The organism is Vagococcus changpingensis (genome assembly GCF_058211775.1).
Map to the genome: position 1 here is coordinate 346885 of NZ_JBYVZB010000003.1, position 26788 is coordinate 373672.

General features: G+C 33.5%; 25 protein-coding genes. 4 read left to right on the top strand and 21 right to left on the bottom strand.

Annotated features, from left to right (window positions below):
* Positions 1-4: 4 nt before the first annotated feature.
* The 7 genes from argF to AC37UB_RS08190 form a co-directional block, all read right to left on the bottom strand.
* Positions 5-1027, bottom strand: a complete 1023-nt coding sequence (gene argF / locus AC37UB_RS08160) for an ornithine carbamoyltransferase (protein WP_117973635.1) — start codon at positions 1025-1027, stop codon at positions 5-7.
* Positions 1028-1055: 28 nt separating this feature from the next.
* Positions 1056-2282 carry an arginine deiminase gene (gene arcA, locus AC37UB_RS08165; protein ID WP_117973637.1) on the bottom strand — a complete coding sequence of 409 codons (1227 nt, stop codon included), beginning with the start codon at positions 2280-2282 and terminating at the stop codon, positions 1056-1058.
* Between the two features lie 413 nt (positions 2283-2695).
* A complete protein-coding gene (locus AC37UB_RS08170) occupies positions 2696-3175 on the bottom strand; it encodes an arginine repressor (protein WP_117973639.1) in 480 nt (159 codons plus the stop codon).
* Positions 3176-3329: 154 nt separating this feature from the next.
* A complete protein-coding gene (locus tag AC37UB_RS08175; protein ID WP_242093879.1) occupies positions 3330-4841 on the bottom strand; it encodes a phosphohexomutase domain-containing protein in 1512 nt (503 codons plus the stop codon).
* A 1092-nt stretch (positions 4842-5933) separates the two neighbouring features.
* On the bottom strand, positions 5934-6926 hold the full coding sequence (lacD, locus tag AC37UB_RS08180) for a tagatose-bisphosphate aldolase (RefSeq protein WP_490685572.1): 993 nt from the start codon (positions 6924-6926) through the stop codon (positions 5934-5936).
* A gap of 21 nt (positions 6927-6947) precedes the next feature.
* Positions 6948-8108: an SIS domain-containing protein gene (locus tag AC37UB_RS08185; protein WP_241699536.1), complete on the bottom strand. Its 1161-nt coding sequence runs from the start codon at positions 8106-8108 to the stop codon at positions 6948-6950.
* A 19-nt stretch (positions 8109-8127) separates the two neighbouring features.
* Positions 8128-8850 carry a GntR family transcriptional regulator gene (locus AC37UB_RS08190; RefSeq protein ID WP_242093886.1) on the bottom strand — a complete coding sequence of 241 codons (723 nt, stop codon included), beginning with the start codon at positions 8848-8850 and terminating at the stop codon, positions 8128-8130.
* A gap of 171 nt (positions 8851-9021) precedes the next feature.
* Between AC37UB_RS08190 and AC37UB_RS08195 the strand changes: the two genes are divergently transcribed.
* Together AC37UB_RS08195 and AC37UB_RS08200 are read left to right on the top strand one after the other, a co-directional pair.
* Positions 9022-9453, top strand: a complete 432-nt coding sequence (locus AC37UB_RS08195; protein WP_117973649.1) for a hypothetical protein — start codon at positions 9022-9024, stop codon at positions 9451-9453.
* Positions 9454-9570: 117 nt separating this feature from the next.
* Positions 9571-10059: an FUSC family protein gene (locus AC37UB_RS08200; protein WP_117973651.1), complete on the top strand. Its 489-nt coding sequence runs from the start codon at positions 9571-9573 to the stop codon at positions 10057-10059.
* 48 nt (positions 10060-10107) lie between these two features.
* Here AC37UB_RS08200 and AC37UB_RS08205 read toward each other — a convergent pair whose 3' ends face one another.
* The 14 genes from AC37UB_RS08205 to kduI form a co-directional block, all read right to left on the bottom strand.
* Positions 10108-12033, bottom strand: a complete 1926-nt coding sequence (locus AC37UB_RS08205) for a heparinase II/III family protein (RefSeq protein ID WP_490685573.1) — start codon at positions 12031-12033, stop codon at positions 10108-10110.
* 72 nt (positions 12034-12105) lie between these two features.
* Positions 12106-12381, bottom strand: a complete 276-nt coding sequence (gene yajC / locus AC37UB_RS08210) for a preprotein translocase subunit YajC (protein WP_117973655.1) — start codon at positions 12379-12381, stop codon at positions 12106-12108.
* 3 nt (positions 12382-12384) lie between these two features.
* Positions 12385-12837: a PTS sugar transporter subunit IIA gene (locus AC37UB_RS08215; RefSeq protein WP_117973657.1), complete on the bottom strand. Its 453-nt coding sequence runs from the start codon at positions 12835-12837 to the stop codon at positions 12385-12387.
* A 15-nt stretch (positions 12838-12852) separates the two neighbouring features.
* Entirely contained in the window at positions 12853-13668 is an 816-nt protein-coding gene (locus AC37UB_RS08220) for a PTS system mannose/fructose/sorbose family transporter subunit IID (RefSeq protein ID WP_079346280.1), read from the bottom strand.
* Complete coding sequence (locus AC37UB_RS08225) at positions 13658-14437, bottom strand: PTS mannose/fructose/sorbose/N-acetylgalactosamine transporter subunit IIC (protein WP_079346282.1); 780 nt, start codon at positions 14435-14437, stop codon at positions 13658-13660. The genes AC37UB_RS08220 and AC37UB_RS08225 overlap by 11 nt, the downstream gene beginning before the upstream one ends.
* A gap of 18 nt (positions 14438-14455) precedes the next feature.
* A complete protein-coding gene (locus tag AC37UB_RS08230) occupies positions 14456-14956 on the bottom strand; it encodes a PTS sugar transporter subunit IIB (protein WP_490685574.1) in 501 nt (166 codons plus the stop codon).
* A 12-nt stretch (positions 14957-14968) separates the two neighbouring features.
* A complete protein-coding gene (locus tag AC37UB_RS08235; RefSeq protein ID WP_490685575.1) occupies positions 14969-16147 on the bottom strand; it encodes a glycoside hydrolase family 88 protein in 1179 nt (392 codons plus the stop codon).
* A gap of 131 nt (positions 16148-16278) precedes the next feature.
* Complete coding sequence (locus AC37UB_RS08240; RefSeq protein WP_490685576.1) at positions 16279-19035, bottom strand: sigma 54-interacting transcriptional regulator; 2757 nt, start codon at positions 19033-19035, stop codon at positions 16279-16281.
* A 109-nt stretch (positions 19036-19144) separates the two neighbouring features.
* Positions 19145-19951, bottom strand: coding sequence for a hypothetical protein (locus AC37UB_RS08245; protein WP_117973666.1), 807 nt, complete (start codon positions 19949-19951; stop codon positions 19145-19147).
* Between the two features lie 16 nt (positions 19952-19967).
* A complete protein-coding gene (locus AC37UB_RS08250; protein WP_490685577.1) occupies positions 19968-20981 on the bottom strand; it encodes a PfkB family carbohydrate kinase in 1014 nt (337 codons plus the stop codon).
* Position 20982: 1 nt separating this feature from the next.
* Positions 20983-21630, bottom strand: a complete 648-nt coding sequence (locus tag AC37UB_RS08255; RefSeq protein WP_490685578.1) for a bifunctional 4-hydroxy-2-oxoglutarate aldolase/2-dehydro-3-deoxy-phosphogluconate aldolase — start codon at positions 21628-21630, stop codon at positions 20983-20985.
* The gene (locus tag AC37UB_RS08260) at positions 21630-22817 is read right to left on the bottom strand and encodes an MFS transporter (RefSeq protein ID WP_490685579.1); all 1188 of its coding nucleotides are present in this window, start codon (positions 22815-22817) and stop codon (positions 21630-21632) included. Before AC37UB_RS08260 ends, AC37UB_RS08255 begins: the two co-directional genes overlap by 1 nt.
* Before the next feature lie 69 nt (positions 22818-22886).
* Positions 22887-23678 carry a gluconate 5-dehydrogenase gene (locus tag AC37UB_RS08265; RefSeq protein ID WP_117973674.1) on the bottom strand — a complete coding sequence of 264 codons (792 nt, stop codon included), beginning with the start codon at positions 23676-23678 and terminating at the stop codon, positions 22887-22889.
* Between the two features lie 15 nt (positions 23679-23693).
* On the bottom strand, positions 23694-24524 hold the full coding sequence (gene kduI, locus AC37UB_RS08270) for a 5-dehydro-4-deoxy-D-glucuronate isomerase (protein WP_490685592.1): 831 nt from the start codon (positions 24522-24524) through the stop codon (positions 23694-23696).
* 188 nt (positions 24525-24712) lie between these two features.
* Between kduI and AC37UB_RS08275 the strand changes: the two genes are divergently transcribed.
* Both AC37UB_RS08275 and AC37UB_RS08280 read left to right on the top strand, forming a co-directional pair.
* On the top strand, positions 24713-24907 hold the full coding sequence (locus AC37UB_RS08275; protein ID WP_490685593.1) for a transposase: 195 nt from the start codon (positions 24713-24715) through the stop codon (positions 24905-24907).
* Positions 24908-25447: 540 nt separating this feature from the next.
* Positions 25448-26788 (top strand): hypothetical protein (locus AC37UB_RS08280; RefSeq protein ID WP_490685580.1); only part of this gene is annotated, 1341 nt, incomplete at its 3' end.

Below are 26788 nucleotides of genomic sequence, written 5' to 3' on the forward strand. Positions count from 1 at the left end.
TTTTTTATACTCGTGGTATGAATAGATTACCTAGAGTAGCAGCCATAATAGCTTTAATTGAATGCATTCTATTTTCTGCTTCTTCAAATTGACGTCCATATTTACTTCTGAATACTTCGTCAGTAATCTCCATCTCAGAGATTCCAAATTTTTCTGCAACCATCTGTCCATATTCAGTTTCTGTGTCATGGAATGCTGGTAAACAATGAAGAACAATTAATTCACCATCTGTATTACCTGTTTTATTTACCATATCCATATTAATTTGGTATGGAGTTAATAAGTTAACACGTTCTTCAAACTTATCTTCTTCACCCATAGATACCCATACGTCTGTGTATAAAACATTCGCATCTTTTACTGCTTTATCTACGTCATCAGTAATCATTAATTGACTTCCTGATTTTTCAGCAAATTTCGTTGCATAGTTTACCACATCATCAGCTGGGAATAATGATTCTGGTGCACAGATTCTTACGTTAACACCTAAGATAGCTCCAGTTACTAATAAACTGTTTGCCATGTTGTTACGTCCGTCTCCAACATATACTAATGTTATACCTTCTAAACGACCGAAATTTTCTTTTATTGTCATAAAATCTGCGATCATTTGTGTAGGATGCCATTCATCTGTTAAACCGTTCCATACTGGGACACCAGAATATTTAGCTAGTCCTTCTACTACTTCTTGGCTAAAACCACGAAATTCGATTCCATCGAACATGCTTCCTAAAACAATTGCCGTATCTTCAACTGATTCTTTTTTACCTAATTGAATATCATTTTTTCCTAAATACTCAGGATGAGCCCCTAAATCAATTGCAGCTGTTGTAAACGCCGATCTAGTTCTTGTTGAAGTTTTTTCAAATAATAATGCAATATTTTTTCCTTCTAAGTAATGATGAGGGATATTACGTTTTTTCAAATCTTTTAAATGAATTCCAAAGTCAATTAGATATTCTAATTCTGCTTTCGTAAAGTCCTTTTCAGCTAATAAGCTACGTCCTTGAAATACTGATGATGTCATTTTAGTTCTCCCCTTTAATTTAATTTTTTTAAATTTCTTCTCTTTCTAATGGCATGCTCATACATCTTGGGCCACCACGACCACGGACTAATTCACTTCCTGGTACATAATTCAACTTAACGCCTGCTTCTTCTAATAATTTATTTGTAATTAGGTTTCTATCATAAACAACTACTTCACCTGGTGCGATAGCTAATGTGTTCGAACCATCATTCCACTGTTCTCTAGCAGCAGCAGTTAAGTTACCGCCACCACAACGGATTAAATGTACTTTCCCTAATCCTAAATATTTACATAAAATATTTTCTAATGTATCTTCTTCTTTAACTATTTGCATTTCACCATTATCATCTTGTGAAATAGAGTAAACTGTCAATTCCCCCTCAATTTCTGGGTGAATTGAAAATTTATCATAATCAACCATTGTAAACACTGTATCTAAATGCATAAATTTACGATACTCACCGATATTAAACGCTAAAATATGTTTGAATCCAATATTTTCATCAAAAATATTTTTTGCCATTTTTTGGATAGACGCTGCATCTGTTCTTTGAGAAATACCTATCGCTAACACATCTTTACTTAAAACTAATTCATCTCCACCCTCGATACGAGTTGTTTCTGTTCTATTGTATACTCGAGGAACATTTTTTCCTGCAAATCTTGGATGATAATCAAATATATACTGAGCGAATATTGTTTCGCGATTCCGTGTTTCTGCATACATATGGTTAATTGATACTCCGTTACCAATAGTAGCAAATGGATCACGAGTGAAATACAAGTTAGGCATTGGATCAATAACAAATGGATAAGATGATTCAACCATGTCTGTTAAGTTATTCATTTCAAAATCTGGCAACTCAACTTTTTGCATACCTGCCATTGCTTTGTCAATTAAATCGCGATTAGTTGGTAATGATAATAGAATTTCTTTTGCTTTTTCTTTAGCAGTTGTGCTCTTAATGTCTGCTTCTTCTAGGTATTGATCAACAAATTTCATTTTAACTTCATCATTAATCAACGCCTCCGCCGCTAAATCTTCTAAATAAACTACCTCCACGTCTTTGGATCTTAACAAGTCAGTAAATGCATCATGTTCTTTTTGTGCTTGTTCCAAATAAGGAATATCATCAAATAATAACCTTTCTAAATAATCAGGCATTAAATTTTCTAATTCTCCACCTGGTCGATGCACCAAAACCGTTTTCAATTTACCGATTTCTGAAAAAACTTTGATTGGACTTTCCATGTCAAAAACCTCCTTACGTTGTTTACATTCATAGATTAACAAATAGTTTATTTTTGAACAATATTGAAGTTAGAATTATAAATGCGAAGTATGCATCATTATGTCAATCACTGGATATAAAATACACAAAAACCTATTAAACACCACTAACTTCCCATTATAGATAAATATTTACCCATATTTATTTTTTTTATTCATAAAAAATATCAAAAAATGTAAGCGCTTGTTTTTTTGATTTTATACAACACTTTTTTCATTAATACATTTACATAAATTGTTAATCTATATATATATGTCGTTAATATAGTTATAGTAAAATAAATAAGCCGATATTATTTAAAAGTAACATAACATCAGCTTATTTTAAAAAATATGTGAATCTTTTATCAATTGACGCTTAATTATTAAAAATACTATGCTGGAAAAAGGAAGCGTTCAAAATATTCATTTACAACTGCTGCATCTTCTGGGGACTTCGATAAAATCAAGATCGTATCATCTCCTGCAATACATCCCACAATTTCATCAAATGATTGTCTAACACTATCGATCAGCACACCAATTAGTTGTCCATTACCAGGTAAAACTGTTAAGACATTTGTAAATTCAATCTGATTTAGCGAGACACCTGTTTCAGAAACGGCGCTAATCAAACGTTCCTCATTGGTTAATTTCTTAGAAGTCAGAACCGAGTTGTTTAGCAGACGATAGTAAGAACTGCCATTGGTATTATGACTTTTTATTATATTTAACTCTCTCATATCTCTAGATATCGTTGATTGCGTAGCATTTACATCGTGTTGTTTCAATAAATTAATTAAATCTGATTGTTTTTCTATGTTATGTTCGGAGATAATTTTTTTTAAAACGGCTTGACGTGTTTGCTTATTCACCTTTATCCTCCTTGATGATTAGTTTTTCCAAATAACAGTTCAAATATTTTTATAAAAATCTCATACTAAGATAACTTAACCCAGTTACAATACTAATCTTACTAGATAAAATTTAAGTCATCAATCTTTATTTAAAGGTTATTTTCAATTAAGCCTATACCTTCAATTTATTTGTTAATTTATCTGTATTTAAAAAATCATATTGTGAGAAGAATGAAGACAATTTTTCTAATACTAATTGATTTTTTCCAACTTCATCATTTTCAACTTGAAGAACTAATAATGGTTCATGTAAACTCATACGTAATAAAAACCATCCTAGACCAAATTTTCCACTCACATTGACGCGAATTCCTTCTTCATTATCCATATCAATACTAAAACCTTGCGTTTCTGACACCAAATCATGCATCGCAGCAATAACCGATTCTCCTGATATTCGGTAATCTTCACCGCTAATTTTAAATCGAATTTCAGTTGTTTCTTCAGGTTGTTTTAAGTTGGCAATCAGGTCACTCAATTCTTGATTGTTTTCTTTTAATTTTGGCAATAACATCAGAATTTTAGCCACCACATAAGCACCATCATCTAAGAAATAATTTTCTTTAAACGCAGCATGACCACTTGTTTCAATAGATAGTGGTACATCGATTCCCTGGTTGTTTAATCCAATGCCTTTATTAATAACATTACGATACCCACATAAGTAACGCACTTGTTTTCCATCTAAACTTTCAATAAAATCTTTTAAATGACTAGATGTTGGGGAATTCGTTACAATCGTTGCCCCAGGAGATTCTTCTAACACAATGTGTGATAACACGGCAATCAAATTATTACGATTAATCACTTCACCTGTTTTGTCCACTACAGCTGCTCTATCAACATCCGTATCAAAAATCACACCTAAATCAGCTTGTTGATTTAAAACAGCTTGTTTAATACTCTCCATAGCTTCTTTGTTATCTGGATTTGGGATATGATTAGGAAAATGACCATCAGGATTTAAAAATTGACTACCTGTTGTGTCTGCTCCTAATACTTCTAATACTTTTTCAGCAAAAAAACCTCCCGCCCCATTTCCAGCATCTAAGACAATGCGAAATCCTTTAAGCGGCTCTTTGCTTCCAGTTTCTTTTTGTATTTTCTCTACTAAATCATTTGCATACGTTGATATCACTTCTCGTTTTTCAAGTGTTCCTTTTATCTCATTGTCTTCCATATGTGCGAGAGCATGTTCTAAAATGAACGCGATATCTTCATGCTCTGCTCCACCATCTTTGGTAAATAATTTAATTCCATTATAATAAAAAGGCAAGTGACTTGCTGTGATCATGATACCAGCGTCTGCATTGAATGAGTCAAATTGCGTAGCCATAAACATAGCTGGAGTTGTTGATAATCCTGTATCTATCACATGAACATCTTCTGTTAATAACGACTGAATCAGTCCCTCTTTTATCAAGTCTCCAGACAAACGGCTATCTTGTCCGATAGCAATCCTAATAGGTGAATGTGTCACTTTTTTCTCTGTTCTTAACCAAACAACTATTCCTTTAGCAATTTGTTTTGCTTGCTTTGCTTCTAAATTAGCTTCAAACCCCTCAGCAGAAATTGCTATACCTCGAATATCAGAACCATTTTGTAATCGTTTTAACTCTGTCATATAGACATCCTCCTAGTTAGATACTTATTTCACCTTAACACTATATCTATGATTTATATAGTTATGTGTCATACAAACATTATATCAAAAAAACACCTAACTTTTCCTTTTTACTTTATTTTCATAAACGTTTAAAAAGACAATAAATTTTGTTTTAACAAACCTTATCGTCTTTATTATTATTTATCGATAAAAATATTATCATAAACTTGATTAAATTGGGTCTCATCAACATAACCTGTCGTTTCCTCCATTGCAGTCAACATTCATAAAGTCATTTCATACTTTAAAATGTCTTCTATGGATAACTATTTAGCTAACCCAATCGTAAGCCCCGATAAATTTAAATCGCCACTTCCTGCCGGATTTGTTAGGAATTTTAACTCGGTAAAATGAGTCTTCGTATTTCACAAACGCCCCACTTTTACCTAGTGACAAAGTGATTAACATCACAGCCTTAAATAAGGGATGCCTTAACCTGGTACATTGGCATAATCTTCTGTTACTTTTTCTCCAATTAAAGCCTGTAATTCATCATTATGAGATTTGATGGCATGAGGTTTATATTTCCTTGTTAAATACTATCTCCTGATGTGTCTAAGATTACTTTTATTTGACTGTCAGATAATAGCATCCAACAATTGTGAATAGTAATATTCTGACACACCTTTTGGTAAGCTTCCTGATAATGTCACAACATGTCTTAGTTAAGTTTAAAAAATGGTTTCAAACGCGACAAGGTCTTATTCAGTGATAATCGGACCAAAATCCAACATTTCTGTTTGTTTATGGTTATCATGCCATATTGCAATACAATTTCGTGTGTCACCTTGTATATTGGAAAAATCATGCTTAATCCCTTCCTTGGAGAGTTTCTCTCGAATAAAATCACCTCACACACCACCTAACAGTCCAGTATTAATAACTTCTTCTTCCATTTGATGAATCACTCGTGTCACCTTTAATCCTTTACCACCCGCTGTTTTTTTACCTGATCACAACGATTGACATCGTCAAGTATCAATGTACTTAGTGGATACGAAATGTCGACTGATGGGTTCATCGTAACTGATACAATCATTTTTTCACCCACTATGATAATTTATTATGCCAAGATGAAGCTGTCGCATTTAGAGTCTCATTTAGCTCATCCATATTTTGTTTACCTTGTGTGTTTAACCACTCAACAGCGGCTTTTCTTCCTTCTTTGACAAATACTTCGACACTATCTTTCCATGTTGCACGTCCACACAGCACCCCATTAAATGTTGACTCTGACTCTTTTGCAAAATACAACGTGTCTTGGAATAATTTCGCACTCACGCCTGCACTTAAAAAGATAAACGGCAAGTGTGTGCTGTCACTTTGTTCTTTGAAATAGTTTAACGCTTCTTCTTTTGTATATACTACATCAGTTGCCTCTTTAGCGAATCCTTCCACATAATTCATGTTCACTGGCACTTCTACTTTTAATACATCCACTTGATAACGATTTTGTGAGAATTCTTTCATCATCTCATTGACTTTATGCGGTTTAACTTTTGCGTAATCTTTTCCTTTTGCATCATCTATTAGAGCATCATAAGTTAATAATTCAAGATAAAACGGCATATCTTCAGCCACGCATTCTGACCCGATACGTTCCACAAATGCTTGTTTACGCTCATTAATCTCATCAGACTCATCCACATCATAATAAAGCAAGAATTTCACCGCATCAGCTCCAGCTTCTTTCAATCGTAGCGCTGACCATTCAGGTAATAAATCAGGGAAACGTCCTGGTTCAGTCGCATCATATCCTGTTTTTTCATAAGCTAATAACAATCCTGCATCATCTACTTTTACTTTTGAAGCAGGCAAACCGTATTCTGGATCTAATAAAATCGAAGAGGAGTAAGGGGTTAAATATTCAGAAATAAGTTCTTTAAACTCGACAATCGCCGATTTAACATCTCCATTAAATCCTTGTTCTGACAACATACGTTTCAATGCCCCACGTTGGTCAATAGCAAGAGCCGCGATGATGCCGTCTTTTGTCGATAAATGAGTCATACGCGCTAATTTGTTTTCACTGATTTTTTTCATGATAATAATCCCTCTTTCGTATTAGTTAAATGGATGAATCGTAACACCTTGAACAACGCGATTAACTGTTCCTGTGGGTGATGGTGTGTCTGGTTTATTCTTAACTTTCACTGATGTTAATAAGGCAATGATTTGTGCAATCATCACTAAAGGCAACGCTAAAAATCCGTCTGCCAATTGATAATCATTTGTGAGCGATATATTTTTTCCGCTATATTGTGTTTTATTTTGTGATAAAGCAATTGTTTCGACTGCTATAGCGTTTCCATTAATTTCTTCCAAAATATCCACATCATACTGACTAGTGTATGTGTCATTGCTAATGAACCCAAATAATACTGTTTTATCATCCACAAATGATTTAGGGCCATGTCTAAACCCTAATGAAGAATCAAATACTGTTGCGATTTTTCCTGCTGTTAATTCTAGTAATTTCAACTGAGCTTCTCTTGTTAAGCCTGATAGACTCTCAGATCCTAAATAAACAACTCGATTGAAATCTTGCGCTACAATATTAGACAGCGTATCTTCCATCGTGACTACTTGTTCTCCCATATTTACTATCGTCGATACAATCGTTTCGTGATCAGTGTGAACCAAATCAAAGATTAATAAAGCAGCCAAGGTCATACAAGAAAAACTTCCTGTCATAGCAAACCCTTGATCATTCGAACGAGTTGGCATTAACATAACAAAAGAATTTTTATCATCTTTAGCATTAACTGCAAGTTTTCCCTCAGGAGCACAACTAATAATCAAATGCTTCACATTTTTTACAACTTGATTGGCTAAATCTATCGTCGCGACACTTTCAGGACTATTCCCACTTCTTGCAAAAGACACAAGTAACGTTGGAGAATCTTCTTTAAAATAATTTAAAGGCGCTGACACGATATCAGTTGTTGGGATAGCTTCAAAAATAAAATCAGATGTATTCCCATAACGTGTTAAATGGGGTTTAACAAGATCTCCCACGTATGCAGACGTTCCTGCTCCCGTAAAAATCACACGAATTTTTTCAGTTGTTTCTTTTTTAAACCCTTCTAAAAAAGCCTCTAAACTTTCTTTATGAGAATTAAAAATTTCAAGTGTTTCATTCCATAATTCTGGTTGTTGCTTAATTTCATTTGTTGTAATCACTGCACCTATCTCTTCTAACTGTTGGTTAGTCCAATCTAACATGTAAAGCACTCCTTCTCATTTAATTTTTATGGTGTAATACTTTGTATCTAAATTGATCGGCTCTTGCCACACTTAATGTGTATTCAATGATTTCATTTTCTTGATTCACTGTTTTTCTGACTAAGTTTAAGGCAGCTGAACCTATTGGGACTTCAATGTATTCGGCATCTTTGTCACTCACAATGCTGGCATAAAATTCTTCTTCTGCGTATTTTATTCGTTGATTATATGTGTCATAAAACACATCATACATTGGCTTTTCTTCCAACATCTCACTTGTTAACCCTTCAAAACGTTTGTATGGTAAATACGTTCTTTCTAACATCATTGGCTCCCCATCGGCTAATCTTAATCGTTTAATTTTAATTAACTGACTTCCCTTATGTACTCCCAGTTGTTCACTTAAATAGTTATTACTTTCAACAACTAAAAATTCTAAAATTTTTGTTGAGGGTTCTTTTCCTAAAGACTTCATTTGTTCTGTAAAACTGTAGGCTCCTGTTAGGTTTAAAATGCTATCTGATACACCAGAAACAAACGTTCCTTTGCCATGTTTTTTATAGATAAACCCTAAATTTTCCAATTCTTGTAAAGCTAATCTAACGGTTGTTCGACTAACACCGTGAATCTCTGCTAACTCTCTTTCTGATGGTAATAAATCATGCGCTTGATGTTCTTTTTCAATAGATTCTTTTAATTCATCAACTAGTTGACCATATAATGGTTGCTTCTTATTTTTCATATTCTCCTCCTAATACCACTTTCAATACCAACTGGTAGTAACCACTTATATTATCAACTATTTGTTATTAAATGTCAAGGGTGACATGGATTTAAAACAGACTTATTTACTCTAAATAGGGGATAAAACTGGTTATTCTGCTATAATATAACCATGAAAAGGAGTGTTTTAATGACGTACTTTAAACATCTATTTACCACAAGAAAAACAAATGATTCCTTTCTCCGTCTTTTAGGAGCTGGATTGGCCATGTTTATCACACTTTTATTTGCTATCGTATTAGATAATACTTTGATTGCGACAATTGGCATTATAGGGGCCTTCTCTTATTTGTATTTTCAATATACATTGGTTAAACAAAATTTTATTTATATATTAGGACACGGTGTTAGCTTGTACTTAGCATTTACACTAGGCATACTATCTAGTTATAAAACGGAAATGATTCCCTTCTTAATAAGCAATATCTCTTTTATCTGTTTCATTACAACGAAATTATTTAATGTTCCAAAACCTGATTACTTTTTTATTTTAATGTTATTTGCTACAGGAACTAACTTAAAGAATACTCATAATGTATTACAAACAAGTCATTATTTATGATACGGTATTTTAGGAGCTATTATTTCTGGTATCATTATTTCGTTATTATTAAAATTACCATTCAACCAACAATTAAAAACTAATAATAAACTGAGTGTACAAGACAAGTATTATATTATGATCTATAAAGACCCTGATATTATATTAAAAGCATTGCAATTTTCTTCTATCATTTTCTATTCAGCTTACCTTTCAACTCTGTTTAATGAGCAAAACGGCTATTGGATTTTAATTACTTCTGTCGCTATTTTAGGTGGAGAAAACATGGGTGATATCAAAATCTGTTCTCACCAAAGATTGATTGGTAGTATTGTCGGTTTAGTACTAGGTGTTATTTTAATTAACTTATATTTACCAAAAATCATTATCTATTTATCGGTTGTGTTACTAAATATTGGTGTTGTATTTTTCATACCAAGAAATTATGCCATCGCCAATTTTTTTACTAATCCACAAATCTTATTATTAAGTACCTTGAACTCTACCTCTGTCAACCTATTAATCGTACCTTACCGTTTACTTACTACTCTTATCAGTGTCTTCATTGTGTTAATACTCATGTATTTATTTGATTACGGGCTATCTATTTCAAAAAAACAATACTAAAAACCACCACTTTACGGCTTAAAGCATAGTAAAGTGGTGACTTCATTTTTAAAACAATCTCATATAATTCTCTTCATTGTTTCTATCTATTTTCACAACACCGAATTGTCCATAGACTGGATGTCCATCTATTTTATATAATTTGTGGCCTGAATAAGTATCTTCAATCATCGAATAAATCAACCACTCTTGTCCATCTATTGTGATTGCCATTCCGTAACATTTTTCCTCTGAGCATAACTTATTATCAGTTTTTTGTACTGTGGTTTCTTTGACTACAACATTACTGTATTTAGTCAGAACAGTATATTGAGTTGGTTGACTACTTGTTGCCATAATTTTTTCATTAACAATTAAATCATTGTATGTTGGGGCAAAAAAACTTTCTTCTACATGTATTGATTCTTCACTGAAATAGGCATAATATCGCTTATTTTTTATATCCAAGCTAATATGATCCTGTTCTTGTCGTGCTTTTATCTTTGGATTTAAATTAAAATAGCGCGTCATATTAGAAAATGCATTATCTCCTATATCAACAACCTGATCTAAAATGATAAAACTATCTAATTCTTTTATATATAATACTGTCCGCACGACTTTAAAATCTCCATTAACTTGAGTGTCGATGTACGCACTTCTTACGGACCAAAAACGATCATCTTCATAGACACGGTTAGATAAACTTGTTGGAACAGCTTCAAATCCCCATGAATCCACGACCTCACCAAATGGATGACTATTTATCACAACGGTATTGTGTTGCGGTGCTTCTTTTAATAAATATCTAAGCGGTGACTCGACGTAAGTTAAACGTCCGCTATCTACCAAGATATTATCACCACCAAGTGTGACATCAATGTGGCATAAACTAAGATGCCCATGCCCGCTCCCTAATGGGCCATTGTATAAATGGGCGTACGATGACATAGAATCCCAATCATTGTGGTAATAATAATTCCCTGTAAAATCATCCGTCATTGTCTTAGGAAATTCCTCATCTACACACTGAATTATATTTTTTTCCCATGTTGAATAATCTATCTCACGGTGACTAAAGTAAAGAAGTAAATAATCAACCGTTACATGATTGGCAAAAAGCGGCGGCAAAGATTGTTGGTAGAGTAGCGATAAAGTTTGCATCACATCATCTATTCTCATCTCATCTGTGTCCCCTTGTAGAATAGTCGTCCCTTCTGGTGTCACAAAATGTGGCATAAAATGATACATAGACAAAATCTTTTCTTCTAATAATATTTGTACGGGATAATCTTTTAGTACATCACTTTGGTGGATACACACAATACTTCGTAGCACTTCCATAAAATATAATGGCGACTGTTCCCAGTGATTACCAGATGGTTGGATTTGTAGGTGTAATTGATGTGTTAAACGACTAAGCATGCGTCGGTACACACTTGACTCACACATGTCACTCGCACGATGAGAAATGATAAAAAATCCAGCAACAATCAATATCCCCCAATTACTCAAATCATACTTCTCGATATAGTCATCATCCAAATAGTTTAATTGTTGATAGATACTCTGTTTTATTTTTTCATTATCAGGTACACTGAGTAACAATTCTTGGTCCAAATAGCGAATCATAATCTCCCAATACATCAAACGAATTCCTGTATCAATGGTTCGCCAATTTTCGGTCGTTTGATTTTTAGTAATCCAGTCTAATACTAAGTCTTTTCCTTTTTGTAGATAACAAATATCACCAGAAATATCAAAACTCATACACAAATCTAGTAAATATTCTTGACGATTAAGCATATAATTCCACTCTTCATCTTCAAATGGGACATGTGTCCAGTCAATGCCATCAACAAACGCAATAATGTCACGGCATGGTTCCATATCATATGGGTGAATAAATTGAAATTTGTTTTCTAGTAATAACTGACTATTCGTATGCATCAACATGATATTTGCCTCTTGTTTATCAAAAAATGTCCTCTTCATTCTCTCGTCTCCTCTAACAAAAAGAAGCCACGTTCATCTATATAATAGAGTTATCGTGACTTCTTTACTTGATTATTTTTCTTCGTTGTATCGACCAATGAGTGAGTGTTTATCCACTCGAATAATGGTATCTTTAGCTATTTTTAGATGAACAATATGTTCGTCAATTCGACTAATTTTTCCAATAATCCCACTATTCATCATGACTTGGTCACCAACTGATAATTCATTTAAAAAAGATTGCATATCAACTAATTGCTTTTGTTGATATTTTTTCTTTGCAAGGGGTAAAACAACAACATAAAGTATGACAAGCAGTATGAGTAAGATAATCCCGAATGTTTTCATATTTTAGATACCTTCTTCTTCAGTAACCGATACATCTTCCACTTTTTCTTCAGAAATATCAGGCATTACCATCAACATTTCTTTGCTTTCAGCCATACTATTTGACAGCTCAACAGAAACATTATCTGTCGTTAAAATACCCATGCTGTTTTTCATATATAAATCTAAAATTAGATTTAAGGACACACTAGATAAGATAAATTGATTTTTTTTGCCTAGTTCTAATAACAAACGTGTTGCGATTTGATGAGGCGCGCCCCCTGTCATATCAGCAAAAATCAAGACATTGTCATTTTCTGTTAAAAAGGCTGTTAATTGTTGTTCGTACTCTCCATGAGTTAAATTGTGATCTAAATCAAAATAGTGTAACTGTTCATTACTTCCTGATAATAATTTTAAAGCTGAACAAATACCTGACGGGAAATTCCCATGACCGACTATGCATACTTTAAACATTTTTATTCCACCCTACTATTTTAAGATTCCTAGCATTGATAAAGCGATACCTAATACAATAAGCAATGCAATCAAACGGTATGTTGACCATTTGTATTTTCTGATTAAGACATATACCCCTGCTGTAACTAAAACTGGTAAAAGATTTGGTGCAATTTTATCAAACACTGTTTGAAGAGCCACTACTTGATCTTTACCTTCAACTTTTGTCACATATTCAAGTGCTAAATTAGCTTTAACAAATGATACAGATAATCCTGAGATAACCGTTACACCAATTGTTGTCGCAATTTTTGCGATACTTGCCATTTTTTCACTCAATGTATCAATGACATTTGTTCCTAGTTTATAACCTAAGTAACCCATCAACATACGTAAACCAAATGTGATACCAAACATACACACGATGAAGAAGATAGGACCAGCTATTAAGCCATCTAATGCCATACCTGCTGCAATGGTTGAGAATAATGGTGCTAAACCAAATTGAGATAATGAATCCCCAATCCCTGATAAAGGTCCCATCAACGCAAACTTAATGGCACGTGTGTCTTCTTCATTTTGTCCACTATCATACATGGCTAATTGCATGCTTGTAATAAATGGAACTAACTGAGGGTTTGTGTTATAAAACTCTAAGTTAGAAATGGTAACGTCTTTTAATTTTTCTTCGTCATCTTTGTAAATTTTTCTAAGAGAAGGGAAAAGAATATTAGCATATCCTGTTCCTTGATAATTTCCATAGTTAAATCCATTTTGTAACACATATGAACGTAAACTTGCTTTAAAATAATCTTTTTTCGTTAATACTGGTTGTTGGTTAGATGCCATCTTCGATTACCTCCTCTTGTTCGTCTGCTTGTCCATTGCCTTTGTTATAGAAGTTGTTTAATGCAAGAATTGCGCCGGCAAATGCTAACCCAATAACTGGCATTGCTAAATAAGAAATACATACATAACCTAATAAAATAGCTGGAATGAATTCTTTTTTCACCATAACGTTTAAAATCATCGCAAAACCAATAGCTGGTAACAAGCCACCTGCAACAGATAATCCTGAAATAAGTGCTTGAGGAATAATGTTAACAAAAGCACGTAATACTTCAATACTCATTGTTGCAACTAAACCAATGATAAATCCAAATACTCCAAAACCGATAAATGTTAAGTTTGATGTTAATTTAAATGATTTGTAATTTCCTTCTTGGATAGATTTTGTTGCCCAAGAAAGTGATCCGGCATTTAATGAATAGATAAATGTAATCACAAATTGAATCATCACAGCAAATGGGAATGATAAAGACAATGCTGTTGGCACGTCCATTCCTGTGTCTTTTAAAGCAATTGCCATAATAGTCCCAACAACACCTGGTCCGATTGGGTTAGGTGGAACAGTTCCTCCAGCCCCAACACCAAATCCCATAAAGGCTAATTCAGCTGTCGCTCCCATTAATAACCCCGTTTGAACATCACCTAAAATAAGTCCGACACCAAATGATAAAAAGATTGCACGGTTAGTATAAATACCAATTAACTGACCGATTAAACAAAATGAAACAAATAACCCTACTAATAATGCCTGTACGAATGTTGCATCCATTTATTTTACCTCCAACGATTAATTTTCTTCGACGTATTTGTTTAAATCTAATCCACCACCAGCGTCGCCGCCCATTGGTGTTGTTTGTGTATTGAAATGTACCCCGTGTTCATTGTGTAATGCTTTCAAGGCGGCTAAATCCTCTTCACCAAGTGAAATGTAATTAGTTAATTGTTTTTTACCTTCTGTAAAGTGAATGTTTCCAACGTTTAATTCTTTGATTGGCACGCCTCCTTCAACTAAACGTAAAACATCTTTAGGATTTTTAGCTACTAGGAAAATCGATTGTTTAGGTGATGCTTTATGGATTTTGTCACATGTTTCTTCTATGCTGAAAAAACGCATCCCAATTGATTTTGAAATTAGTGATTTCATTAATGTTTGTTGAATACTACTTGTTGATACCTCATCATTGGCTACAATTACTAAGTTTGCTCCAAGTGAATTAATCCATAATTGTCCTTGTCCGTGAATCAAGCGTTCGTCAATTCTCACCATTTTAATATTTGGTTCTGTCATTGTTTTTTCCTCCTACCAGTATAATGTCCAATCTTTATAAAAACGAAGAAGTGCTTCCATGTAGAAATAATCTCCCCAGATATTTGCCTCATCCACACCTTTTCCTGAATGCCATGAGTAAACACCATGAGTTAATAACCCATTTTCTTTTGCTAAATCAGTGTACGTGTAGTTCTTAATCAAACTACCTAATATAGCGTGAGAAGCGTAACGATACGTCATTGCCAATTCATCTGACTCTGGTAAATATTTCAACATCTCATTCATACCACATACCGCAATCGCTCCAGATGATGAATCTCTTGATTGACCACTGCCATCAGTAAAGATTAAATCCCAATATGGAACTAAATCCTCTGGTAAACGATTTAATAAATAGTTTGTAACAGCTTTAAAATCTTCTACAATGTAATCATTGTGTGTTTGATAATATTGAAGTGCCATACCATACACAATCCATGCCTGTCCTCGTGCCCAACTTGAATCGTCTGAATACCCTTGACGAGTCACGCCTTTTAATGGTTCACCTGTTTTAGGGTCGAAGTAGAATGTATGGAAACTTGAAGCATTTTCTCGAATCGCTGTTTTTAATGTTGTTTGATAGTGCTTGTCCGCAATATCTGAATACGTCATATCTCCCGTTTCTTCTGATGCCCAGTAAAGAAGTGGGATGTTTAACATGCAATCAACGATTAAACGGTAATTATCTTCTGCACCTAACTCGCCCCAAGCTTGAATGAATTCACCTTTTTCTTGGTATCTAGAAATCAGTTGGTCTGCTGCTAAAATGCTAGCTTTTTTAGCTTCTTCATTTCCTGTTAATTTGTATGCGCTCACACAAGACGGGATGTAAAGAAACCCTAAATCATGATGGTCAACTTCTATTTTTTCTTCAATACGATGTAAAAAATCTGTGACATGTTTGTCAGCTAATTGACGATATTTTTCATCACCAGTGTATTCATAAGTCAGCCATAACATTCCAGTCCAAAAGCCATTTGTCCACTCAATGTTTTTCATTTTCTCATAAAAACCATTTTTAGTAGCAGGACTTGGATACGTCTCACCAAATTTTTTAATATTCTCATCTACTAAAGCCACTGCATGATCCAGTGCATCGGTAATGTCTTTTTTAGATAGTAATCCTGATCCATAATAACGTTGTGCATTTAATAAATCTTCTTTTATCATCGCCACTTCTCTCCTTTATTAGTCTCACTTTATATAAAGCAAGTCACGTGCCAACTTTTTAAAACGCTTTATTTATAACGTTTTAAAAACGATAAATTGGATGTATAACAAAAAAAATTGGATTTACTTTATTAAAAAGTAAATCCAATTAGATTTGCTTGAAACAATTGATGCAAGTAGGATATTTCCCCTAAATCAACCGAGACATGATAGACTGACTCAAACCTTTCCAACCCTTGTTTAATAACATTTATAAAATAGGAGTGATTTTTACTAAACTCTTCTTCATCCATTAAAGTGTTTTGAACATACTCTCTAGTAATCACACGCTCAATCATACAACTGATATGAATATATAACGCTGTCTTCAAATTATTGGGAATTTTTATATCAAAAGCTTGTTCCCAATAATCAATCATCTCTGAAATTAACTCAATGGTTTTTTCTGGATTTAAAATACTTAACATTGTAACCAAATTCTCTAATGACAAGGTCTTCATGACACCATTATTCAAATATTGAATGTCCAGTGGGTCTAAATAACGCTCAAATATGGTTGCCAAATGCTTGTACCCATCTTCAGATACCACATCATCAATCCCAATATATTTCACACCGTCAACTTGTGGATCAGCTGTGCCTAAAATGCCAATAATATCATAACGATTAAACATCGTAGTATTGGTTTTCATTTTTTTCAGATGTGCATAATCGGATAAAACAAGTTGAATTGGCGTATTTTTAGGTAAATTTTCAGAAATGACTTCTTGTAATTTCTTGGCTGTCCCCATACCTGATTGGCACGAAATAATTAATGCTGGGACTTTTTTCTTATCCGGTTGGAACATAGAATAAGTTGAAAAATGCTGACGAGAAGATTCTTTTCCAATCATTTCAATATGTTCATTATTCACAATTCTAAAACCAACATCTAGCGCTAGTTGAGTTGAGACATTGTTGATAATCACAATTGATCCGTCCACACGATGCTCGAGCGCTTCTTTTAAGTCTTGTGTATGACCAATATCAATCAATATAATCGTGCCATTGGCTGTTTCATGCAAGGAAAGATAACGTTGCAGCTTCACGATAATCTCATTAAAACTCACATCTAATGACATATCAATTCCTTGATACACCTTTTGACCAATCATAGCGTTCGTTGTTTCCGCTAGACTAGATGCCGTGCTTTTTCCATGGCAAATTATCACACCATTGATTTGTTCTTTATGTTTCAAACGACGATAATAAGTAAAAATCATATTTAAAATCAAATAGTCCCACTCATTTAATTCAATATGGCCGATATTTGACATCTCTTTAAACAAATAAACAAATAAATCAACGGTATTCGTAACATACTCTAGCTTTTCTTTAAACAATTGATTGTACTGTTTTGCTCTATCGACTGCATACTCACTGTCTGATTCTCTAGCTAACAACAGCTCGATAAATAATAATAAAATGTCACGTGTTTCTGGCAATACTTCGATTTGATGCGTTTCATACATCACACGACAAACCTCATCAATCATGGAGACTAACTTGATTTTTAATGGCTTGTCTATCAACACTCGGTTATTAATTGATTTAAACTGTTCCTCTATTTTTTCAAACGACACATTAATCCAGTAATGCGAGTTAAGTTCTTCTCTCAAATATTGCTTACCAATGCTATCAAGCTCTCCATATAACACATCAAAAAACGTCGCAATCGATCGATAACTTGGGTCAATGACCGTCCCAGTCGGTGTGATTTTTATTTTATCTTTTGGCGTTAAATCAATTGCTCGAAACGCTTCTTTTTTCATATTATCAGGTAAATCACTAATCGAAACCGTTAATTCTTCCCCTAAACCCTGACGAACAAAGGCATTACCACAAATGTAACGGATTAAATTTTGTAATTCTCCTACGTTTCCAACAAATTTATAAGCTAATAAAAAATGAAACAGGGCATCTTCAATTAAAATATCTTTTTTCAGTAACAAAGCTTCTTGTCTAAAAAAATGATACAAGAATTCACGTTTTTCTCTAATACCACGACTTTCTAGTGACGGTACTTTCGCTACTATCGGAATACGTCTTGTGAATGTATCAAGCAAGTAATCATCCAATGTTTCAGTTGTCGCAAACATTAATCTCACATCTGCATGTGACCATGTTTCATTTTCTCCTACTGGCTTGTATTTTCCCTCATCAATAAAATAAAATAGTTTCTCTTGATTTTCTGGTGTTAAACGATGGACTTCATCTATGAATAACACACCTTTATCAGCTAATGCTAATAGTCCCTTACTATCCTCATCGGCACCTGTGAAACTTCCCTTTTTGTGTCCAAATAATTTAGAAGATAATAATTCTGGATTATCTGCATATTCTGCACAGTTAAACATAATTAATGGGGCTGTGTCATCTAGTAAATCCATTTGTCTCGCATAATCATAAAAGCGCTTAACTAAATATGTTTTACCAGAACCAGTTGGTCCGGTTAAAAGAAACGGCATCCCCTTTGGTGGATAACTTAAAGCAATTTTCCCTTGCTTAATCACATGATTCAAACTACTTTGACTGCCAATCAACTGATCAAATACGTCGGTTTTATCTGCCAATAATTCCTCAAAAGAGTCATAAACAGATTTGGATAATTCTTGATTTAAAAAATCTGAGACCAATTGTTTTGGTAAATAATAGACTGGTTTAGAATTAATTTTGATTAATTCACCTTCTTTAAATAAATTATTTAAGTGGTGATTGACAATATTTGTTTTCTTTCCGGTCACCTCAGATATATGATGAGTTGTTGCAAAGTCACATGATTCTTCATTTAATGTATCGACTAATTCAAATCCTTGTTCTAAAAGCAGTAAATAATTTACTTTATTCATCCCTATCATCCTATACTCTGACTTTCTAGTGAAAAAATCCACAAGATGGTTATCTTGCGGATATAACATTAGGTAAAAAAATTATAGTTCATCTCAATCTATTTGTAAATTACAAATCAAACTCTTGACTATATTCTTTTCCAAATACTTCAATTTGTGTTAACGCTGGAAACGGTGAATCATCCTCATGTTTGATGAGATTTTTTAATGTCACACTCGTCACAGCAGTTGATGGAATGTCAAAGAATTGACGATCAAGAGCATTCGTTGTTTCAAGCACATACTCATCTCCTGTCGATAACTCTAAAGTCACACGTGTCCAGTAACTATCATGTGGATAATCTCCACGTAACACAAGTGCTACTTTATCAATTAATACTTCACGCGCAAAATCAATGGTAATTTGAGCGTCGACACGTTGATTGATGCCCCATGACTGGTACGGATATGACCCATGATTTTCATTAGCAACTATGCCATCAATCGCATTTCTAGCAAAGAAAGTTGAATCATTTCGTGTTTCAACATTTGCATAGGCATGAGGATAGCCTTTTGAATCATCTTTCTGATCGTGCGAATTTTTAGCTAAATTTCTGTAGGCGTTAATTTCATCTATTGTCGGTAACCACGCTTTAACAAAATGTCTAGTTCCTTTAAACACGTTTGGCGAATAAGCTAAACCTAACTTTTCATCTAAAATCACTTGATAGCGCCACGTGGTACCCTCTACATAAATCAAACTAGGCTCAATTGCTGCATCCATCTGTACCCACACTAGTTGATTTGGCTCACTTAAAGTCAACTCAAAATAATCTCCTAATTGATAGGGATAATTCTTAAAAACTAAGTACGTCTCACCTTCTCTAGAACGTTCTTGTTTTATTGTTTCTTTATTTTTTAACGATAAAGTTAACATGTTCTCATCCTTTCGATTAACGATTTATTTTACTTGAATCACTATTGATAAACTGATCGACTTCGTCTTTTGAAATATATAGCGAATCTCCTGAATAGGTATGCTTTAATACAGACATACCCGTAGCAAACTCTATACTGTGTTGTGGGTCATCTTGTGTGAGTAACCCATGTAACATACCAGAAGAAAATGCATCTCCCCCACCAATTCGGTCAACAATATATGGTATATGGAAATTTCTTGATTGATACAGCTGACCATCGTGCCACAAATTACCTTGAAGATAGTTTTCATCAGTTGATACCACGTCACGTGTTGTCGAATAAATCACTGAAATATTTGGATACATCTCTTGCATTTTTTGACTATAATAAGTCAATTCATCGACAGTTGAAGCTGCGTTCTCAAGCGGTGTGACACCGAGTAGATTAATGGCATCTAATTTACCTGCAGAAAAAATATCAACAAATGGTAAGATTTTTTTATAAACATCTGATGCTTTTTCTAACGACCATAATTTTGCACGATAATTACTGTCAAAAGAAACTGTTACCCCTCGTTCTTTTGCTCGTTTCATCAAATCACATGTTATAGTCACTAGATCCTCACTTAAAGCAGGTGTGATACCAGACACATGGAACAAGTCTACTCCGTCAAATATCGTATCATCTGCCCACATCGTTTCTTTTAGTTCTGCTAAACTTGAGTGCTTTCTGTCATATACCACACTTGTTGCTCTAGGACCTGCTCCTACTTCAACAAAATAAGCACCTAGTCTGTCTCCAGAATAATAAACATCTGAGGTAGCCACACCATATTTACGAAAATGCTGTAATGCTCCTTGACCTAATGGGTTTTTGGGAACCACCGACAAAAGTGACACATCATGAGATAACCCACTTAGACCAATACTCACATTGGCTTCACTGCCACCATAATGGAAAAAAAGGCGTGAACTATCTTCTAAGTGTTGACCTTTCTCAGTTGAATAACGAATTAATATTTCACCTAATGTGACAACTTTTCCCATGCTAGTTCCCTCTTATTTCATTTAGTTTTTTCACGTAAGTCTGAGCATTCTCAGTCACCACGTCATAATTATCTCCAGTTAATCCTTTAGTTAAATTGCTGCCAATTCCAACTGCAAGCACACCATTATCAAACCATTCTTGCATGTTATCTAAACTCACACCACCAGTTGGCATTAAATTCACATGAGGAAGTGGTCCTTTCACGTCTTTAATAAAGCGTGGTCCCACAATATCTCCAGGAAACACTTTAATAATATCAACTCCATAAGCTAATGCTGTATTAATTTCAGTAATAGACATACATCCAGGTAAATAAGGTATCTGATACAAATTACATATTTGAGCTACATCGGCATCAAATGATGGACTCACGATAAAATCGGCACCCGATAAAATAGCTAATCTAGCTGTCGTCACATCTAAAACGGTACCAGCACCAATTACAACCGAATCATCTTCTTTGTATTCTTGTACTAAGTCTTCAATCACACCACTCGCATTTGGTGTCGTATACGCCACTTCAATAGCTTTAATATTACCTGCAACTGTTGCTTTTGAAATATTAACACCATCTTCTTTTGAGTTTCCACGAATCACGGCTACTAACCCACATTGTTGTAATTTTGATAATACTTGTACTTTTTTCATCAAATTTCCTCTTTTCTTTGATTAACAAATTGGTACCAAAAGACACCTAATAACATCATAAAAATGGCCAATATAATGGCTGCCATGCCCCAGAATATGGTAAATGTTTGGGCAAGATACCCTGTAACGATTGGCATAGTGATACCACCTAATCCACCAATCACTAATATCCAACCTAGTGACATTGGATGTTTTTTAATGGATGAGCCTGCTATTGTCATAGCTGTTGGGTAAATCCCACCCATTGAAATACCTAACCCTAATACTGATACTAAAATCATGGTGACACTGTTACTGGCAAGTAATAGCCCATAAAAAATGGCACTACCAATACTAATAAGAGTAATCAATGTTCCCTGTGACAGGCGACTACCTAAGAAAACACAACCTAATCGACCAATTAAAATTCCTACCCATAATAACGACGAAATCATTTGAGATTGTTGGATAGTTAATAAATCAGACTGAATAAAATAGGTCACCAACCAACCTGTGATAGCAGATTCTGCACACAGATAGAAAAAAATAATGATAATCGTATTCCAAAACAGTGAATCTTTAAAAAACGTATAATCTTTTTCTTTAGTTGTTTGATCTTTTGCTAAGATGTCTCCTTCAATTGGCATATTAAAAAACATCATTTGAGAGACTACAATCAATCCTATAATTCCGACTAATAACCAACGCCATCCATTTAACCCAAATAACTGACCAAATAGCATCACTAAAAATGGCGATAACAATGCCCCAATTGCAAATAAACTATGTAAAAAATTTAATGCTGAAGGGTTACTATCTGTAATATCATTGACCGTCTTATTGTTAAAATTTGAAATACTTCCTCGACTAATTCCGGTAAAGAAAAAAGCAAATAAAAGTATCCACGGTGTTCCTACACCAATTATTAATAAAAAACCAATAATTACAAAACTACTTAAAAACAAAATCGATTTTTTCCGGCCATAATACAGCGGTAATATTCCGGCCACAAAACCTGCAATCAAATTCCCAGCCTGATGACTTGATAACAACATCCCACTGACTGTTTCGTTTAATGAATAAGCGTCACTCAATAACGGTAAAATCGAACCAAATACCATTGAGTACAATCCATTAACAAAAAATATAAAGAAACAACACCATAAAATATATTTATCTACTGCATTTAATTGTTTATAAAACGACATTTTTTCTACTCTCTACCACCTTTCTATTTAAAATAAAAAAGTAGCACGAGAATCGTGCTACTCGCGTGATTAAGGTTGTTTTCCTATATACGCTAAAATTCCACCGTCTACATATAAAATGTGTCCGTTAACAAAATCAGATGCTTCAGATGCTAAGAAGACTGCTGATCCTTGTAAATCTTCAACCGTTCCCCAACGCGCAGCTGGAGTTTTGGCAATAATAAAGTCATTAAATGGATGACCTTCTTCACGTAATGGAGCTGTTTGAGGTGTTGCAATATAACCAGGGCCAATTCCATTACATTGAATGTTATGTTCACCAAACTCGGCACAGATATTTTTCGTTAACATTTTTAGTCCGCCTTTAGCGGCTGCATAAGCACTAACTGTTTCACGTCCTAATTCACTCATCATTGAGCAAATGTTAATAATTTTTCCATGACCTTTTTCAATCATGCCCGGTAACACAGCTTTCGACATAATAAATGGGCCATTTAAGTCAATATCAATAACTTGTCTAAAGTCTTCTACTGACATATCTAACATTGGCATACGTTTGATGATTCCAGCATTATTTACTAGGATATCAATTGTTCCAACCTCTTCTTCTATTTGTTTAACTGCTGCATTTACGGCTTGTTCATCCGTTACATCAAACACATATCCTTTAGCGTCAATTCCTGCTGCTTTATAATTTTCTGCTCCTTGAGCCACTGATTCTTCATTAATACTATTGTAGACAATCGTTGCTCCAGCTTCATGCAACGCTTGAGCAATACCAAAGCCAATACCATAAATCCCACCAGTTATTAATGCCACTTTGCCATCTAATCTAAATGAATCCATTGAAAATTTTGTCATTTTCTTACACCCCTATTATTTTAAGTCATCCATAGCGACCATATCCATGTCACCGTATGTGATGTTTTCGCCACACATTGCCCAGATAAATGTATAATCTGCTGTTCCCACACCTGTATGAATTGACCAACTTGGTGAGATGGTTGCTTGTTCATTTCCCATAACTAAATGTTTTGTTTCATCAGGTTTACCCATAAAATGGAAAACTTTTGTATCTGGATCCATATCAAAGTATAGGTAAGTTTCCATACGACGCTCATGTGTGTGACATGGCATTGTATTCCATGAAGAACCTTCTGCTAAAATAGTGTATCCCATTTGTAATTGACAGCTTTCACATACATTTGGATGAATATATTGATAAATTTTGCGTTTGTTCAATGTTTTTGATTCGCCTGTTTCCATTGGTGTAATATCATCAATACTAATTTTCACATTTGGGTAAATTTTATGTGCTGGTACTGACACACAATAGAATTTAGCTGGATTGCTGGTATCATCTGATTTGAATTGAATTTGTTTTGTTTCTTTTCCAATATAGTAACCATCTTGTTTCTTCATAGGTTCTTCTGTTCCATTGATAATAATAGAACCAGGTCCACCAATATTAATGACACCTAACTCACGACGTTCTAAGAAGTAATCAACACCTAATTCTGTTGATAATTTAATTTCTAATGCTTCATTGGTTGGTGTTACCCCACCAAAAATCATACGATCATTATGTGTGTAAGTTAATAATACCTCTCCTGGGACAAATAACTTTTCAACTAAAAATTCATCTCTTAATTGTTCTGTTGAAAAATGACGAATCATTTCTGGACTGCTTCCATATCTTGTTTCCATCTTCATGCCAAATTACCCCTTTTCTTATTTGGAAATAATATTTCTTATTAAGAAATCTATAACCTGATTATAGCGACTTCACCAAAAAAATGCAACCATTTTCATCAAGAATATGTATTCATGAACTCTTTATGCTAATATAAATCGAAAAAAGATATACAAAATGGCTGATTCTTCTGCTTTAACAGATAAACAATGGTACACAAAAGAAAACAGGTAAACTTTATAAACAAAGAAAAATTGATATAGAACCAGCCATTAGAAATCTGAAGACTAATTTGTCGTTCACTCATTTCTCTGTTAGAGGAAAAGACAAGGTAGTTAATGAATTGGTTTTTACATTAATGACAATAAACATAAGAAAATTAACTAGCTATAGGTAGTTAAAAAGTATGAATGAACTCAGAAGGGGCTTCCTCAAAAGTATTAGAATAAAAAAAATCCCATGAAATCCGTTAATTACAACGTTGGTTTCATGGGATTTTTATTTTTATAGTTAAGTAATTTTTATTAAAAAGTTACTTTTGAGTCAGCCTATTTCTCAAGGGGAGGAAATTGAAAATCTGCTTAAAACAGCATAGACCATTACACAAAATCGGAATGTGTCTGTCTATTGTTTTAACTTTACAACATAATCGTATAAAGCAAAAAAATTTTTTAAACTTAGCTAAAAATAAAAAGGGATTTTTTATTTTATAGCATTGTTTTTTAAAACGACCTTTTATTATATTTTTTTTTTATAAATTAAATTTATGTTTATAAAAAACAAAAAATAGTTTAATGTATTTTTATGAAATATTGATTGGAGGAAATGATTATTAAAAATAAAATTGTACAATACAAAACTATGAACCTCGATTGAAACATGAAAAAACTTTTAGAACAAATATTTTGACTACTATAATAGATTAGGAGAGACAGGTATGAAAAGGAAAATAAAATTTATTATATTAACGACATTAGTAGTATTGATAGTAATAGTTTCTGGTGTAAAAATAGTTTATGCGAACGATATAGGAGATAGCTTTGTTGTACAAAGTACATGGACTGATTTAACAACAGAGAATAACACCAGTTTACATTACCCTAAAAATGGATTTTTACCAATTATAAGAAAACACCCTAAAGATGATCCAAATAATACTTTATTTTGTTTAAATATTGATGTAGAAACATGGAACGGTCTAATCTATACAAATTCAGGTGAACTAAGTAATAATATGTCGGTTTCTTGGCTGCTCAAAAAATTTAAAGATGAGCATCCAATTGCTAGTACTAATATTGATTTTAATACGGCGTATGTAGAAACTCAGATAGCGATTTGGCATTTTACTAACCCAACTAACGAATACGTTTGCGAAGGTGCAGAAATATATGAATTAAATCCTGAATTAAAAAAATTAACAGATGAAGCTAGTAAACATATGAATGATGTGCCATTGAAAAATGTTATTAATAATATGCATATGGATTTAAACACAGAAATAGATAGGTTAGAGTTAAAAAACGGGAACTATACAGCAACAACTAAAGTATTACTTTCTTATCCAACGCCGTTTTCATCAGATGAATTTAATAATATTAATATTGATTTTAATGAACCAAAACTATATCTAATAGAAAATGGAAATACAACTGATATAACAAATTCAGATGGGGTAACCATAAATTTTGATAAAACCAACAGAAATATAGATATCCTCATGAGTCCTACTTTATATAACAAAATTCCTAATAATTCTATTTTATCATTAAACTTATCAACCAAAGTTTGGGCAGAAAATAATGTCGCTACTTATTATGATACAGATAAAGGTGAAACAGTTCATCAAAGATTAGGAAGCTATTTAAATAATAAATTTAGCAATGAATTGTTCGCTGTAGATAAATATAATATTAATAAAGATGATACAACAGAATCTAGCTCAACAGAATCTAGCTCAACAGAATCTAGCTCAACAGAATCTAGCTCAACAGAATCTAGCTCAACAGAATCTAGCTCAACAGAATCTAGCTCAACAGAATCTAGTTCAACAGAATCTAGTTCAACAGAATCTAGTTCAACAGAATCTAGTTCAACAGAATCTAGTTCAACAGAATCTAGTTCAACAGAATCTAGTTCAACAGAATCTAGTTCAACAGAACCTAGCTCAACAGAATCTAGTTCAACAGAATCTAGTTCAACAGAATCTAGTTCAACAGAATCTAGTTCAACAGAATCTAGTTCAACAGAATCTAGTTCAACAGAATCTAGTTCAACAGAA